This is a genomic window from Thioalkalivibrio sp. ALR17-21 (assembly GCF_000420185.1).
Taxonomy (GTDB): domain Bacteria; phylum Pseudomonadota; class Gammaproteobacteria; order Ectothiorhodospirales; family Ectothiorhodospiraceae; genus Thioalkalivibrio; species Thioalkalivibrio halophilus.
Genome location: NZ_ATUL01000011.1, coordinates 65,004 through 80,148 on the forward strand (window position 1 = coordinate 65,004; position 15,145 = coordinate 80,148).

Sequence of the window (15,145 nt, forward strand, 5' to 3'; positions counted from 1 at the left end):
ACACAATGCCCCGTTGCACCACGACGAAACGTCGGCCACCGCCATCCGGCACCACCGCCCGCGCCGGCCCGTGACCCCCGCCTGGTCCCCGCTGATCCGCGTCCTGCAGCCGTTTCACCCCCTCCGGAACCACCCCGTTTCGCGCCCGGTCCGCCGCCGTTCTGCATCTGGCACGCCTCTTGTAAGGGTTCCTGTGAGCGCGCCGTGAGAACCACGGCCCATCAACGTTCCCGGAAGAGGAGCATCGCCATGGGCGCAGCCATCTCCATCGACTACATCACGCATCACTATCCGAAACAGACGGACCCGACACTCCAGGACATCGAGCTGACCGTCAGCCCCGGCGAGACCATCGCCCTGATCGGGCAGAGCGGCTGCGGGAAATCCACCCTGCTGCACATGCTCGCGGGCCTGCTGATCCCCAGCGAGGGGGCGGTACGCATAAACGGCCACCAGGTCATCAAGCCCAGCCCGCGCTGGAACATGATGTTCCAGAAGCCCTCGCTCTACCCGTGGATGACCGTGCGCCGCAACGCCTCCCTCGGCCTGATCTTCCAGGGCCGTCAGGAAGGCATGAACAAGCGCGTCGACGCCCTGCTGGAGACGGTGGGCCTGGCCGAAAAGGCCGAGGTCAACGTGCAGTCGCTGTCCGGTGGCCAGCAGCAGCGCGTGGCCCTGGCGCGCAGCCTGGCAACCGACCCGGAACTCCTGCTGCTGGACGAGCCGTTTTCCGCCCTGGATGCGTTCACCAAGACCGAGCTCCAGGACGAGGTCGTGCGGCTGTCGCGCGATCGCGGCATCACCGTGGTGTTCGTGACCCATGACATCGAAGAAGCCGTCGCCATGGCCGATCGCGTGGTCGTGATGGGTTCCAACCCGGGCACGCTGCAGCACCAGCTCAAGGTGGACCTGCCGCATCCACGCGACCGCACCAGCCCCGGATTTACCGAACTGAAGGCCGAGCTGATGGAGTTCTTTGGCGCGACACGCCACCCGGCTTCGCGCCCCGAACCGACCGATGACACGTCGTCATCCGCCGAAGCCCCCGAAGCCGACGATCCCGCCGCATCCGGATCCGCCCCCGCCCGTCGCGCAATTCGCGCGGCCTGAACCGTCCCTAGCCCGTTACCCGAGAGGAACATCACCATGTGCAACTGCGACAACCACCACGACATCGACGCGGAACTCGACCGCATCCTTGGCGGCAGCCTGTCCCGCCGCACCTTCCTGCGCTCGGCGGCGGCCGGCTCGCTGGTCGCCGGCGCCGGCCTGACCGCCCCGGGCTCGCTGCTCGCCCAGCAACCCGACCTGGGTGGCGTCGACCCCGAAGTGGACGACTTCGACGGCGTCGTGCGCATCGGCTACATCCCCATCACCGATGCCGCGGCCCTGCTGGTCGCGCATTCCGAGGGCTATTTCGAGGACGAGGGCCTGGAGGTGGCCGAACCGCAGCTGATCCGCGGCTGGTCGCCGCTGATCGAATCCTTCGCGGCGAACCGCTTCAACCTGGTCCACCTGCTCAAGCCGATCCCGCTGTGGATGCGTTACCAGAACAACTTCCCGGCCAAGATCATGTCCTGGGCGCACACCAACGGTTCGGCGGTGGTCACCGGCCGCCACGTGGAGGTCAACGACTTCTCCGACATGGGTGGCATGAGCGTGGCCGTGCCCTACTGGTACTCCATGCACAACGTCGTCATGCAGATGGCCCTGCGCGACGCCGGCCTGAAGCCGGTGATCAAGGATCAGGGCGACGATCTGGCCCCGGACGAGGTCAACCTGATGCTGATGCCGCCGCCGGACATGCCGCCGGCCCTGGCCGCGCGCTCGATCGACGCCTTCATCGTCGCCGAGCCCTTCAACGCCGCCGGCGAGATGCTGGCCCACGGCAATCTGCTGCGCTTCACCGGCGACATCTGGAAGAACCACCCCTGCTGCGTGGTGTGCATGAACGAGGAACTGACCGACCGCCAGCCGGAATGGACCCAGAAGACCATGAACGCGGTGGTTCGCGCCCAGGGTCACATCCAGGACAACAAGAAGGAGATCTCGCACCTGCTGTCACGCGACGGCAAGGGGTATCTGCCGATGCCGTCCGGGGTGGTCGAACGCGCGATGACCAACTACGCCGACGACACCACCTACATCGACTCCGGCGCGATCCGCCACGCCGACTGGGGCAACGGCCGCATCGACTTCTCCCCGTGGCCCTACCCGTCGGCGACGAAGATGCTGGTCGGGGCGATGAACGAGACCCTGGTGGGCGGCGACACCACCTTCCTCTCGGGCCTGGACCCGCAGGAAGTGGCCGATGACCTGGTCAACTACGAGTTCGTCGAGAAGGCCATGGAGAAATACACCGCCTGGCACAACGCACCCGGCGTGGACATGGATTCGCCGTTTGCCCGCGAGGAGATCGTACAGCTATGAACCGTGACGCGACATTCGACCTGCCGGCCACCCCCGGGGAGTGGGGGTGGGCCTCGCTGCGCACCGCCAATCACCTGCGTCGGGCGCTGCAGTATCCGGTACTGGGCATCGCCGGACTGCTCGCCCTGTGGTGGTGGGGTGGCTGGCTGATCGCCAACAACCCCGACACCATGGCGTTCGCCAGCTTCGCCCCCGGGCCCACGCTGACCGCCTTCTGGGACATCGTGAGTTCGGGCCAGGTGTGGTGGCCGATCGAATCCAGCCTGCACCGGGTCGGTTTCGGTCTGCTCTACGCGATCCTGATCGGGGTCCCGCTGGGGGTGATGATCGGGTACTTCAACGTGCTGCGCGAAACGACCCACGTGCCGTTCCAGTTCCTGCGCATGATCTCGCCCCTGGCGTGGATGCCGATCGCGGTGCTGGCCTTCGCCACCTGGGATGCGGCGATCATCTTCCTGATCGCCATCGCCGCGGTCTGGCCCATCACCTACGCCACCGCACACGGGGTACAGCGTATCGATCCGATGTGGCTCAAGGTCGGCTCCAACCTGGGCGCCAACCCCTACCACACGCTGCGCTACATCGTGATGCCCGCGATCGCCCAGGACGTATTCGCCGGCATCCGCCTGGCGGTGGGTGTGGCCTGGATCGTCCTGGTCCCGGCCGAATACCTGGGGGTGACCTCGGGCCTCGGCTACGCCATCAACGATGCCCGCGACACCCTGGAGTACGACAAACTGGCGGCCTTCGTACTGGTGATCGGCCTGATCGGTTACATGCTGGACGCGATCTGCGTGCGCCTGATCCGGCGCAGCAGCTACCACGCCGAAAGCTGAGCTGCCCCCCTCACTCCCTCCGTCTGCCCGGCCGTGCGCGGCCGGGCCTTTTATGTCCACGGCCCGCGGCCTGCACTGCACCCTTCGGGCGCGTACCGGAACCGGCTGCACCATCGCGGTGCACAGTCCGCCGCCAGGTTCCGCCCGCATCCGCTCCGTGCCCCGCCACGGCTCGGGCCGCGGCGCTGGCAGGGTTTCTGCATGTCCACCGGGCATGAACGACACCACCACCGAAGACCGCACCGACCACGCGACCCGCGAACAGGAGATCACCCTGCTGCTGGAGGTCGCCCGGCTGATGGGCCGTTCGCGCGACCCGGACGCCGCCATCTACCGCATCCTCGGCATGATGTCCCAGCTGCTGGGGCTCAATCGCGGCCGGGTCCTGCTGCCCGACCCGGACAGCGGACAGCTGAAGATCCGGCATGCCTACGGCCTGACCGACGCCGAACGCGAGCGCGGCAGCTACTCGCTGGGCGAAGGCGTGACCGGCCGGGTGATGAAGACCGGGCAGATCGCGCTGATCCAGGACATCGACAACGAACCGGAATACCTCGCCCGGGCGGTCGATCGCGCCACCCTGCCGCAGGAGACCGTGGCGTATATCGGGGTCCCCATCGTGCAGGACGAACAGCCGATCGGCGTACTCGGCGTCCACCGTCTGCGCCGGCGCTCGCGCCAGTTCCAGGACGATCTCAACGTGCTGCGCGTTGTCGCCTCCATGATCGGCCAGGTCCTGCGCATCAACCAGCTGATCGCCGAACGCACGGCCGAACTGGTCTCGGAAAATCGCTACCTCAAGAGCGCCCTCGACACCCAGGGAGCGAAATACGGGATCCTCGGCGAGAGCCCCGCCCTGCGCAGCGTCCTCAAGCAGGTCCACCGCATCGCCGACACCCAGGCCACGGTGCTGATCACCGGCGACTCCGGGACCGGCAAGGAAAAGATCGCGCGCATGATCCACCGGATCAGCCAGCGCAACACGCGACCGTTCATCTCCCTGAACTGCGCCGCGATCCCCGCCGACCTGCTGGAATCGGAACTGTTCGGCCACGAGAAAGGTGCCTTCACGGGGGCCTCCAGCGCCAAGACGGGCAAGATTGCCCTGGCCGACGGCGGCACCCTGTTCCTCGACGAGATCGGCGACATGCCGGAGGCGCTGCAGTCCAAGATCCTGCGCGTGCTGCAGGAACGGGTCGTCCAGCCGATCGGTGGATCGCGCGACATCCCGGTGGACGTACGCGTGGTCGCCGCCACCCACAAGGATCTGCAGAAAGCGGTGAATGCCGGCGAGTTCCGGCTTGACCTCTTCTACCGCCTCAACGTGATCCCGCTGCACATGCCCGCGCTGCGCGATCGCGCCAGCGACATTCGCTTGCTCTCACGGCATTTCCTTGACCGTTACACCCACGTCCATGGCTGGAACGTGGTCCTGGACGACGGTGTGATGGAGCGTCTGGAGACCTTCGACTGGCCGGGCAACATCCGCCAGCTGGAGAACGTGCTGGAACGCGCGGTGCTGCTCTCCAGCGAGGGCCGCATCGGCACCGGCCTGATCGACGAGATCCTGCACGAGGAATCCCGGATCAGTCCGGGAGTGCATGGCAACGACACGACCCCCGCCGCCTCGGAGCCTTCTTCCGGCGCGCGGGAGGGGGCGCCGGAAAACACACCGCCCGATACCACTTCCACAACCGGATCGCCCATGCACCACTACAGGGCAGGCGGCTCCACCATCGTGCGCCCCTACCGACGCGTGCACGCTTCCGAAGCGGACGAGTTGCGGGACGCCATCGAACGCAGCGGCGGCAACAAGACCCGTGCCGCCATGGACCTGGGCCTCACCCCGCGCCAGCTGCGCTACCGCCTGAAGAAACTGGGACTGGCCTGAGCCCCGGTGCGGTCATTGTCGACACTTTGGCCGCACCGGGAGCGGACAAAGTGTCCGCCTCACCCGGCCCGTGCTCCCGTGCGGCCGCCCCGGAGCGGATCCGGTGAACGGCGTCCACCTGGCACGGGAACTGCAGAGCATCGGATGGCAACACTGATCCGACACCAACCGGGAGGCCATCCATGACCCTCAGCAAGACCGAAATGACCGCCACCATCCTCGAAGCCAAGGAGGGCCGGTCCGCGACCTGGGCCGGCATCGCCGAGGCCACCGGCCTGCACGAGGTCTACGTGACCTCGGCCTGCTACGGCATGAATCATCTCGACGCCGAGGCGGCCGACCGGCTCGCCGCGTTCCTCGATCTCGGGCCCGACGTGTCGAAGGCCCTGCAGGCGTTCCCGCACAAGCACTGGGACAAGACCATCCCTACCGACCCGGTGATCTACCGCTTCTACGAGGCGATCAACGTGTACGGTGACACCATGAAGGCGCTGATCCACGAGAAGTTCGGCGACGGCATCATGAGCGCCATCGACTTCACCATGGACATCGACAAGGTCGAGGACCCGAAGGGCGATCGGGTGAAGATCACCTGGAACGGCAAGTTCCTGCCCTACAAGAGCTGGTGATTCCGTCGTCCCCGCACCCGGGCATCGGTCGTCCTTTCGTAGTAGTCTGGCGGGCATGCAATGGCTGCCCCGCCTCCTCATAACGGGAACCCTGATGATTCCCTCCCTCGGGGCCGGGCCGGCCACGGCCGGCGCGGGCCCGGTGGAGACCGTCGACATCGGCGTCCTCGCGGTGCGTGGGGCCGAGTCCGCCGAGGCCCGCTGGCAACCCACCGCGGACTACCTGACCGAACGCCTTGGCGAGGATTTCGACGCCCGCTTCCGCATGCGGGCGATGAACTACCCCGAGCTGGAAGACGCGGTGGCGGGGGAAGAGATCGATTTCGTTCTCACCAATACCGGGCACTACGTCCAGCTGGAATACGCCCACGGCATCAGCCGCCTGACCACACTGATCGCGTCACACGAAGGCGAACCGGTCCGGCTGTTCGGCGGCGTCATATTCACGCGCGCCGACCGCGACGACATCACCGCGCTGGAACACATTGCCGGCCAGCACCTGTTTGCGGTACAGGAGGGCTCGCTGGGTGGCTGGCATGCCGGGCACGAGGTCCTGCTGGATGCCGGCGTGGATCCGCGCGAGGATCTCGCCGAACTGACTTTCACCGACATGCCGCATGACCGCGTGGTCGAGGCCGTGCTCGACGGCCGCGCGGACGCCGGCATGGTCCGCACCGGCGTGCTCGACCGCATGGCCGGGGCCGGCGCGTTCGAACCCGGCGAACTGCGGGTGCTGGAACCGCGCGACACCCCCGGCTTTCCGTTCGAGCACACCACCCGCCTGTTCCCGGAATGGCCGTTCTCGCGCATGGAACATGCCGACGAAGCTCTGGCCAACGCGGTGACCGTCGCCCTGCTGGAGATGCCGGAAGGTCACCCGGCAAGCGGGGCCGGCGAATATTTCGGCTGGGCCGCGCCGCTGTCCTACGCCCCGGTACATGACCTGCTGGAGCGCCTGGGCGCCCCGCCCTACGAACGCAACCCGGCCCTGGACCCGCTGCTCTACTGGCGCGAGAACCCGGCGATCACCATCGCCTTGCTGCTGGGGCTGCTGGCGCTGATGGCCGCGGCCACCATGCGCTACCACCGGATCAACCGTGACCTCGGGCGCGAGGTGCAGCAGCGCCGCGAGGCCGAGACCCGCCTGCGCCGGCACGAGGCGGAGCTGGCGCATCGCGCCAGCCACGATCCGCTGACCGACCTGCCCAACCGGGTGCTGCTGACCCAGCGCATGCGTTCGGCGATCAACACCAGTGCCGAAGATGGCGGGCGGATCGCGATCCTGTTCCTGGACCTCGACCGTTTCAAGACCATCAACGACAGCCTCGGCCACCAGGTCGGCGACGAACTCCTGAAGATCCTCGCCGACCGGCTCAAGGACCGGGTACGGGCCAACACCATCGCCCGCCTGGGCGGCGACGAGTTCATCGTCCTGCTGGACGATGTCGAATCGCTGGAGGCCCTCGAGGAGCGGGCCCGGGAGATCCTGGCGGTGATCGCCGAGCCCTTCGCGGTGGGCGGGTGGCGCTCGCTGCAGGTCGGAGGCTCGCTGGGGATCACTCTGTTCCCCGATAACGGCGGGTCGCCCGAGGCCCTGATCACCCAGGCGGACGCGGCCATGTACCGCGCCAAGGCCCAGGGCCGCAACACCTTCAGCTTCTACAGCGAGGACCTCACCGCCGCCGCCAGCGAGCGCCTGGAGACCGAAAACCATCTGCGCGAGGCCCTTAAGAACGGCCATCTCGAGGTGTTCTACCAGCCGCAGATCGACCTGCGCGAACGCCGCGTGTCCGGGGTCGAGGCGCTGGTACGCTGGCGCGACCCGGACAAGGGGCTGATCCCGCCCGGACGCTTCATCCCGGTGGCCGAAGAAACCGGCCTGATCAGCCCGCTGGGCGAGTTCGTCCTGCGCGAGGCCTGCCGCCAGGTAGTGGAATGGGACCGGCAGGGCCTGCCGGAGCTGTCACTGGCGGTGAACCTCTCGGCCCACCAGATGAACGACCCGGCACTGGTCGCGCGCGTGCGCGAGGTGCTGGATTCCACCGGCATGGACCCCGCGCGCCTGGTGCTGGAGATGACCGAGACCACCCTGATCCAGGCCGAGGGCTCACGCGAGGTCCTGCTGCAGCTCAAGGGCCTGGGCGTGGCGCTGGCCATCGACGACTTCGGCACCGGGTATTCCTCGCTGGCCTACCTCAAGCGCTTCAACATCGACTGGCTCAAGATCGACCGGGCCTTCGTGCAGGATCTGCCGCACGACCCCAACGATGCCGAACTGACCGTGACCATCATCAACATGGCCCACAACCTGGGACTGGAAGTGCTGGCGGAAGGGGTCGAGACCGAAGACCAGCGCAGCTTCCTCCAGACCCGCTACTGCGACGCCTGGCAGGGTTTTCTGTGCAGCCCGCCGGTCCCGGCGGAGGAACTGCCGCAGCTGCTGGAAGACTGCGAGGGCGGGGTGGCCGCCGCCGGCGTCCCGCGCTGAGGAAAACGCCGAGGGACTCGCCGAAACCCGGGTCGGCGCCGGTCAGCGGGCAAAGTCCGCCAGATGCACCGGCTGGCGACGCGGCCCCCAGTCCCCCGGCCGCGCCTCGAACACCCCGGCGACGGCCGCCCCGCAGGCATTGCAGCAGCCATCGGCGGTGAGGTTCCAGTCCGACAGCCGGTACCAGTCGCGCCCGATCAGCCGTTGCCCGCAGGACGGGCACCAGGTGCTCTGCCCGTCGCGGTCGTGCACGTTCCCCGTATACACGTGATGCAGTCCCCGCTCGCGGGCGATGTTGCGCGCCCGTTGCAGGGTCTCCGGCGGCGTGCGCGGATGGTCGGTCATGCGGAAATCGGGGTGGAACGCGGTGAAGTGCATGGGCACTTCCGGACCCAGATGCTGGTACACCCAGTCGGCCATCGCCACGATCTCGGGATCGCTGTCGTTCTCCCCGGGGATCAGCAGGGTGGTGATCTCGGTCCACACGTCGGTCTCGTGTACCAGCCATTCCAGGGTATCCAGCACCGGCTGCAGATGCGCCCCGGTCAGGCGGTGGTAGAAGCGCTCGGTAAACGCCTTGAGATCCACGTTGGCCGCATCCATCGCGGAGAAGAACTCGCCGCGCGCGGCCTCGCTGATGTACCCGGCGGTGACCGCCACCGTGCGGATCCCGCGCGCACGGCAGGCCGCCGCCACGTCGATCGCGTATTCGTGGAAGATCACCGGATCGTTGTAGGTGAACGCCACCGAGCGGCACTCCAGCGCCTCGGCCGCCCGCGCGATGGTCTCCGGATCGGCGCGGTCGGCCAGGGTGTCGATCTCGCGCGACTTGCTGATGTCCCAGTTCTGGCAGAACTTGCAGGCCAGGTTGCAGCCGGCGGTCCCGAACGACAGCACCGGCGTCCCGGGCAGGAAATGGTTCAGCGGTTTCTTCTCGATTGGATCCACGCAGTAACCGGAAGAGCGCCCGTAGCTGGTCAGCACGACCTCGTCGTCCAGCCGGGCGCGCACGAAACAGGCGCCGCGCTGCCCCTCCTTCAGCTTGCAGAAACGCGGGCACAGATCGCACTGCACACGGCCATCGTCGAGGGCGTGCCAATAGCGGGTGGACACCGTGAAGGCGTCATGCTGCGGGGTATCGGTGGTACGGCTCATACCCTTGAATGTGGGCGCCGCGGTGCCACAATTCAAGTTACGAACACCGAGATATTGTGGAGTGAACATGTCCGCCACCGCCGCCATCCGCGAACCCGCCGTCGCCGGGCGCTTCTACCCCGCCGATGCCGCCACCCTGCGGCAGATGGTGGAGGGCTTTCTCGCCGAGGTGTCGCCGCCGGAAGCGGATGCCCCGGCGCCCCGGGCGATCGTCGCCCCGCATGCCGGGTTCCCGTTCTCCGGGCCGGTCGCTGCCGCGGCCTACGCCCGGGTGCGTCCGCTCGCCGGCCGGATCCGGCGGGTGGTCCTGCTCGGGCCCTCGCATCGCGTGCCGTTTCGCGGAATCGCCACCACCGACAGCGCGTACTACCGCAGCCCGCTGGGCGACATCCCCGTGGACCGCGAGGCCGTGAATGCCCTCGCCGGGCTGCCCGGCGTGCAGTCCCTGGACGCCGCCCACGGCCCGGAACACAGCCTGGAGGCGCAGCTGCCGTTCCTGCAGGTGGCCCTCGAGGACTTCCGCCTGATCCCGCTGGTCGTCGGCGATGCGTCCCCGGACCAGGTCGAGGCGGTGCTCGACCGGCTGTGGGACGACCCCGGCACGCTGGTGGTGGTGAGTTCGGACCTGTCGCATTTCCACGACGAGGCGACCGCGCAGCGCCTGGACGCGGCCACCCAGCAGGTCATCGAGCGCATGGATGACACCGCGCTGGGGCCGGAAGACGCCTGCGGCTGCCGCCCGCTGGCCGGACTGCTGCGGGCCGCGCGACGCCGCGGGCTGGGCATCACCACCCTCGACCGGCGCACCTCGGCGGATACCGCCGGACCACGCGACCAAGTGGTGGGCTACGGCGCCTGGGCCCTGCAATGACGCTGCCATTCAAACCCGATCCCGCGGCCCGCGCGCGGCTGACGGAAATCGCCGACGCGGGCATCCGTCACGCCGCCGGCGACGGCGCTCGGCCCATGGTGGATCCCGAGGCCGAACCCGCGCCGCTGGACCGCCCCGGGGCCAGTTTCGTCACCCTCAAACGCGAGGGCGAACTGCGCGGCTGCATCGGCTCGCTGGAGGCACGCCGTCCGCTGGCGGAGGACGTGCTGCACAATGCGGTCGCCGCAGCCACGCGCGACCCGCGCTTCGCCCCGCTGGACGCCGGCGAGCTGGAGGGACTGGCGTATTCGGTGACCCTGCTGGGACCCTCCGAGCCGCTGGAGGCCGACCACCGCGACACCCTGCTGCAGGCGCTGCGCCCGCGCGAGGACGGGCTGATCCTGCAGGCGGGGCCGCGGCGCGCCACCTTCCTCCCCGCGGTCTGGGCATCCCTGCCCGATCCGGAGGCCTTCGTCGACGCCCTGCTGCGCAAGGCCGGCCTGCCGCGCCATCCGTGGCCCGAGGGCCTGCAGGCCTGGCGCTACGGCTCGCTGGAGTTCCCCGGACGCATGGATACGCGCAATGACTCATAGCGCCCGCGCATGCGATCCAGCAGCACCAGCATCGCCGGGGTGAACAGCAGGGTCAGCGGGGTCGCGAACAGCAGCCCGCCGGCGATCGCCGTGGCCAGCTGGATCCAGAAGCCCGTCACCGGGGCGCCGATGTAGAAATCCCGGCCGGCGAAATCCACCGTCCAGGCCAGCACCATCGGCAGCAGGCCAAGGATGGTGGTGATCGCGGTCAAAAGCACCGGCCGCATGCGCTGCGCCGCCGCCCGCAGGGCCGCCTCGTGCGCCGTCAAGCCGCGACCGCGCTGCTCGTTGTAGTTGTCGATCAGCACGATGTTGTTGTTGACCACGATCCCCGCCAGCGCCAGCACGCCGATCCCGCTCATCACGATGCCGAACGGCTCGCCGCGCGCCAGCAGCGCCAGCAGCACTCCGGCGGTGGAGAACACGATGGCGGACATCACCAGCAGCGCCTGGGAGAACCGGTTGAACTGGGTGACCATCATCGCCAGCATCAGGAACAGCGACATCGCGAAGGCCCCCAGCAGGAAGCGCGCGGCCTCCTCCTGCTCCTCGGCCTCGCCGCGGAACCGGATCTCCACCGCGTCATCCAGCTCGAGGGTGTCCAGCCGTGCCTGCAGCGCCCGCACCCGTTCGTCCACCAGGTACCCGGGCGCGGCATCCGCCTCGATGGTGTAGGCGCGCTGGCCGTCGAGGCGCTTGATCAGCCCGGTGGCCGGGACCGGCACCAGCTCGGCGAAATTCGCCAGCGGCACCAGCCCGCCCGGCGCCGGCAGGTTGAGATTGGCGAGCTGCTGCAGGTGGCGCTGCTCGGCCGGCAGCCGCAGGCGGATGTCCACCTCCTCGTCGGTGAAATCGGGGCGCCAGCTACCCAGCAGGATACCGTCGGTCAGCAGCTGCACGCCATCGCCCAGCAGCGGCACGTCCACACCGAAACGCGCCGCCTGCTCGCGGTCGAAGCGCACCTCCAGCTCCACCCCGGGCAGCGGAAGGTCGTCGCCGATGTCCTCGAACCCCCCCAGTTCGTCCATCTGCGCGCGGATCTCGCGAATCACCGGCGGGATGCGGCCGGGCTGCTCGCCGGAGGCAACGATGCGGATCGGCCGGCCCTCGCCCGGGCCGTGTTCCTGCGCCCGGAACTGCAGCCGCAGTCCGGGCAGATCGGCGGTGCGCTCGCGCAATTCGGCGATGACCGCCTCCGCCGGCGGGCGCGTGCGCCAGTGCGTCAGCTCCAGCTGGATGACCCCGACCACGTCCTCCGGATAATCGCCCTGTAGACGGGCAAGCTGGGTCCCCAGGGTACGCGCGTAGGCGTGTTTCACCTCGGGTGAGGCCATCAGGCGTCCCTCCACCTGGCGCACCAGCGCGTCCGCCTCGCGCACCGAGAGATCGCCGCGGGCCTGCACCTGGACCTGCACGTTCTCCGGCTCGATCGACGGGAAGAACTCCACCCCGCGACCGAAACTCGCATAGGCGGCGTAGGCGAGGACCAGCAACCCGACCGTGGCCGCCAGGGTCAGCCCCGGCCGGTCCACCAGCGGCCGCAGGATGCGGATGTAGCGGGCGGTGATGCCGTGCAGTTCGGCGAAGCGACCCTCCTCCGCCGCGCGCACGAAACGCGTCTGTTCCGCGTTGATCGGCCGCGACGGGCCGATCACCGAACCCAGCACCGGGATGAACACCAGCGCCATTGCCAGAGAGGCGATCAGGGTCACGATCACCGTCGCCGGCAGATAAACGATGAACTCGCCCACCATCCCCGGCCAGAACAGCATCGGCGCGAACACCGCCAGAGTGGTCGCGATGGCGGCCGTGATCGGCCAGGCCATGCGCTGGGCCGCGGCGCGGAAGGCCTCGACCCGCCCGCGCCCCTCGGCGATATAGCGGTCCGCCAGTTCCACGACCACCACCGCGCCGTCCACCAGCATCCCCACCACCAGGATCAGCGCGAACAGCACGACGATGTTGAGCGTGAAGCCCAGCAGATGAATGGCCAGAATCCCGCCGAGGAACGCGCCGGGGATCGCCAGCCCCACCAGCAGCGCGGCGCGCCCGCCCATCATCACCAGGATCACCAGGGCCACGATCAGCACCGCGGTGATCACGTTGTTCTCCAGGTCACCCAGCAGATCGGCGACATCCTTCGCCTGATCCTGGGTATACGTCACTTCCAGCGAGTCGGGCCATTCGGCGCGCGAGGCCTCGATGGTCGCGCGCGCGGCCGACACCACTTCGAGGATATTGGCGTCCGTCTGCTTGCGGATCTCCAGCGACACCGACGGCTGCCCGTCGATGCGGGTAAAGCCCTCCGGATCGCGATAACTGCGGCGCACCTCGGCCACGTCGCGCACGCGCACCACGGTGTCGTTCTCCACCCGTACCGCGGTGTCCAGCACGTCATCGATGTCGTCGATGGTGCCCGGCACCCGCAACGGGATGCGTCCCACCCCGGTGTCCACCGCGCCGGCGGCCACCAGCCGGTTATTGCGTTCGATCGCGCGACTCAGATCGCCGAAGGACAGCTCGTAGGTCTCCAGCACCAGCGGATCGACCAGCACCTCCATCTGCTCCTCGCGGTCGCCGCCGATGTCGGCCTCCAGCACCCCGGGCAGCGCCTCCACGCGGTCGCGCAGCTCGCGTGCCAGGCGCACCAGCGTGCGCTCCTCCAGCGGCCCCGAGAGATTCACCGTCACCACCGGAAACAGCGACAGGTCCACCTCGGACACCGACGGCTCCTCGGCCCCGTCCGGCAGCTCCGGACGAACCAGATCGACCTCCTCGCGCAGATCCGACAGAGCCTGGCGGTTGTCCCAGCCGGGTTCGAAATCGATTCGCAGCAGAGCGAAACCCTCGCCGGCCCAGGACTGCATCTCGTCCACCCCCGGAAGCCCCTGCAGCTCCCGCTCCAGCGGCTGCACCATCAGGCGTTCGGCATCCTCCGGCGAGATCCCCGGGTAGGGCACGGACACGAAGAAGATCGGGATGTCGATCTCGGGAGCGGCCTCCTTCGGCGCCACCACCCAGGCCATGGACCCGGTGACCAGGATCAGCAGCAGGAACAGCAGGACCGTCCGGGCATGCGTCACCGCCCAGGCGATCAGCGCATTCACCGCTCGGTCTCCCCGGCCGCCTGCGGACGCACCCGCTCGCCCCCGGTCACGAAGCCCTGCCCCACGGTGATGACCCGGGCCTCGTCCGGCAGACCGGTCACCCACACGCCATCCGCCGCGGTCCGCACGACTTCCACCGGGTGGAAGGCCACCCGATCGGCGTCGTCGACGGTCTTCACCCCGACGCGGCCGTCATCGCCCAGGGACATGACCGCCGGCGACACGCGATGGGCCCGGACGATGTCGGTGGGGATCTCCACACCGGCGCTGAGGCCCGACGGCAACGCGCCATCGGGATTGGGGACCTCGACCTCGAGGCGGAAGGTGCGGGTGCCCGGCTCGGCCACGCGCGCGACGAAGCGCACCTCGCCCTCCGCGGTGCGCCCGTCGAGGAAGCGGATGCGCGCCGTCTGCCCGCGTTCGACCCGCCCGATCTGGTGCTGCGGCACCTGGACCACCGCCCGCAGCGGGTCATTGTCGATGATCTCGGCCACCGGATCGCCGCGGCCGACAAAGTCCCCGACTTCCGCCAGCCGCTGATGGACGATGCCCGCCAGCGGCGCGCGGATGCGGGTGTTGCGCAGATCCAGCTCGACCGCCTCACGCGCGGCACGCGCCGCCTCCAGCTCGGCCTCGCGCGCCTCCAGCTCGGTGCGCGAGGCATGCCCCTGCTGATGCAGCCGCCGGGTCGCCTCGAAGTCGCTCTCGGCGCCGCGTTCGCGCGCAATGGCCTGGCGACGCTGTGCCTCGCGGTCGTCGATGCGCAGGCGGGCCAGCAGATCCTCCGCCACCACGTCAGCACCGCGTGTCACCGCCCATTCGGCCACCTGCCCCTCGGTCTCGGCGCGCACGTGAACCCGCTGGTCGGGTTCCACCTGTCCCTGCAGGACCAGGATGCGCTCCACCGGTTCGGCCGCCCGGGTTTCCACCGCCACCGCCATCGGCTGCGCCGCACGGGGCTCCGGCTCCGCCGGCGGCTCGCGGGTCAGCACACCCGAGGCGATCCAGGCCACCGCCAGGAGCACGATGCCCCCGGCCGCGATCCACCGTCCGTATCCCGCCATCATGGGTCACCTCTCGCCATGGCCCGCCCGCGTTTAAAATGTCACTATGCCTTATCACTATAAACGGGGCGGCGACCACCT

The 15,145-nt window shown here is 68.9% G+C and carries 11 protein-coding genes; 8 read left to right on the forward strand and 3 right to left on the reverse strand.

Features of this window, described 5'->3' with window-relative positions; translation table 11 throughout:
* Positions 1-249 precede the first annotated feature (249 nt).
* From G020_RS0107610 to G020_RS0107635, 6 genes are all read left to right on the forward strand, one after another.
* Entirely contained in the window at positions 250-1,110 is an 861-nt protein-coding gene (locus tag G020_RS0107610) for an ABC transporter ATP-binding protein (RefSeq protein WP_024329178.1), read from the forward strand.
* A gap of 36 nt (positions 1,111-1,146) precedes the next feature.
* On the forward strand, positions 1,147-2,430 hold the full coding sequence (locus tag G020_RS0107615; RefSeq protein ID WP_024329179.1) for an ABC transporter substrate-binding protein: 1,284 nt from the start codon (positions 1,147-1,149) through the stop codon (positions 2,428-2,430).
* Positions 2,427-3,266: an ABC transporter permease gene (locus G020_RS0107620; RefSeq protein ID WP_024329180.1), complete on the forward strand. Its 840-nt coding sequence runs from the start codon at positions 2,427-2,429 to the stop codon at positions 3,264-3,266. The genes G020_RS0107615 and G020_RS0107620 overlap by 4 nt, the downstream gene beginning before the upstream one ends.
* A gap of 214 nt (positions 3,267-3,480) precedes the next feature.
* Positions 3,481-5,157: a sigma-54-dependent Fis family transcriptional regulator gene (locus G020_RS0107625; protein WP_024329181.1), complete on the forward strand. Its 1,677-nt coding sequence runs from the start codon at positions 3,481-3,483 to the stop codon at positions 5,155-5,157.
* Positions 5,158-5,339: 182 nt separating this feature from the next.
* A complete protein-coding gene (gene cynS, locus G020_RS0107630; protein ID WP_024329182.1) occupies positions 5,340-5,786 on the forward strand; it encodes a cyanase in 447 nt (148 codons plus the stop codon).
* A gap of 55 nt (positions 5,787-5,841) precedes the next feature.
* Positions 5,842-8,274: a bifunctional diguanylate cyclase/phosphodiesterase gene (locus G020_RS0107635; RefSeq protein ID WP_024329183.1), complete on the forward strand. Its 2,433-nt coding sequence runs from the start codon at positions 5,842-5,844 to the stop codon at positions 8,272-8,274.
* Between the two features lie 42 nt (positions 8,275-8,316).
* Here the strand turns inward: G020_RS0107635 and amrS are convergent, their stop codons facing one another.
* On the reverse strand, positions 8,317-9,429 hold the full coding sequence (gene amrS, locus G020_RS0107640; protein ID WP_024329184.1) for an AmmeMemoRadiSam system radical SAM enzyme: 1,113 nt from the start codon (positions 9,427-9,429) through the stop codon (positions 8,317-8,319).
* A 67-nt stretch (positions 9,430-9,496) separates the two neighbouring features.
* On the opposite strand from amrS, the gene amrB reads away from it, so the two are divergent.
* Positions 9,497-10,300 (forward strand): AmmeMemoRadiSam system protein B, encoded by an 804-nt coding sequence (gene amrB / locus G020_RS0107645; RefSeq protein WP_018947652.1) that lies wholly within the window; start codon positions 9,497-9,499, stop codon positions 10,298-10,300.
* A complete protein-coding gene (gene amrA, locus G020_RS0107650; RefSeq protein WP_024329185.1) occupies positions 10,297-10,893 on the forward strand; it encodes an AmmeMemoRadiSam system protein A in 597 nt (198 codons plus the stop codon). Before amrB ends, amrA begins: the two co-directional genes overlap by 4 nt.
* On the opposite strand, the gene G020_RS0107655 is transcribed toward amrA, so the two are convergent.
* Positions 10,842-14,000, reverse strand: a complete 3,159-nt coding sequence (locus G020_RS0107655) for an efflux RND transporter permease subunit (RefSeq protein ID WP_024329186.1) — start codon at positions 13,998-14,000, stop codon at positions 10,842-10,844. The two genes, amrA and G020_RS0107655, sit on opposite strands and share 52 nt — an antisense overlap.
* Positions 13,997-15,064 (reverse strand): efflux RND transporter periplasmic adaptor subunit, encoded by a 1,068-nt coding sequence (locus G020_RS0107660; RefSeq protein ID WP_024329187.1) that lies wholly within the window; start codon positions 15,062-15,064, stop codon positions 13,997-13,999. The genes G020_RS0107655 and G020_RS0107660 overlap by 4 nt, the downstream gene beginning before the upstream one ends.
* Positions 15,065-15,145 lie beyond the last annotated feature (81 nt).

What these genes read in the sequence shown, in the direction of transcription:
- G020_RS0107610 (WP_024329178.1), top strand. Translation starts at nt 250, where the DNA reads ATGGGCGCAGCCATCTCCATCGACTACATCACGCATCACTATCCGAAA.
- G020_RS0107615 (WP_024329179.1), top strand. Translation starts at nt 1,147, where the DNA reads ATGTGCAACTGCGACAACCACCACGACATCGACGCGGAACTCGACCGC.
- G020_RS0107620 (WP_024329180.1), top strand. Translation starts at nt 2,427, where the DNA reads ATGAACCGTGACGCGACATTCGACCTGCCGGCCACCCCCGGGGAGTGG.
- G020_RS0107625 (WP_024329181.1), top strand. Translation starts at nt 3,481, where the DNA reads ATGAACGACACCACCACCGAAGACCGCACCGACCACGCGACCCGCGAA.
- cynS (WP_024329182.1), top strand. Translation starts at nt 5,340, where the DNA reads ATGACCCTCAGCAAGACCGAAATGACCGCCACCATCCTCGAAGCCAAG.
- G020_RS0107635 (WP_024329183.1), top strand. Translation starts at nt 5,842, where the DNA reads ATGCAATGGCTGCCCCGCCTCCTCATAACGGGAACCCTGATGATTCCC.
- amrS (WP_024329184.1), bottom strand. Translation starts at nt 9,429, where the DNA reads ATGAGCCGTACCACCGATACCCCGCAGCATGACGCCTTCACGGTGTCC.
- amrB (WP_018947652.1), top strand. Translation starts at nt 9,497, where the DNA reads ATGTCCGCCACCGCCGCCATCCGCGAACCCGCCGTCGCCGGGCGCTTC.
- amrA (WP_024329185.1), top strand. Translation starts at nt 10,297, where the DNA reads ATGACGCTGCCATTCAAACCCGATCCCGCGGCCCGCGCGCGGCTGACG.
- G020_RS0107660 (WP_024329187.1), bottom strand. Translation starts at nt 15,064, where the DNA reads ATGGCGGGATACGGACGGTGGATCGCGGCCGGGGGCATCGTGCTCCTG.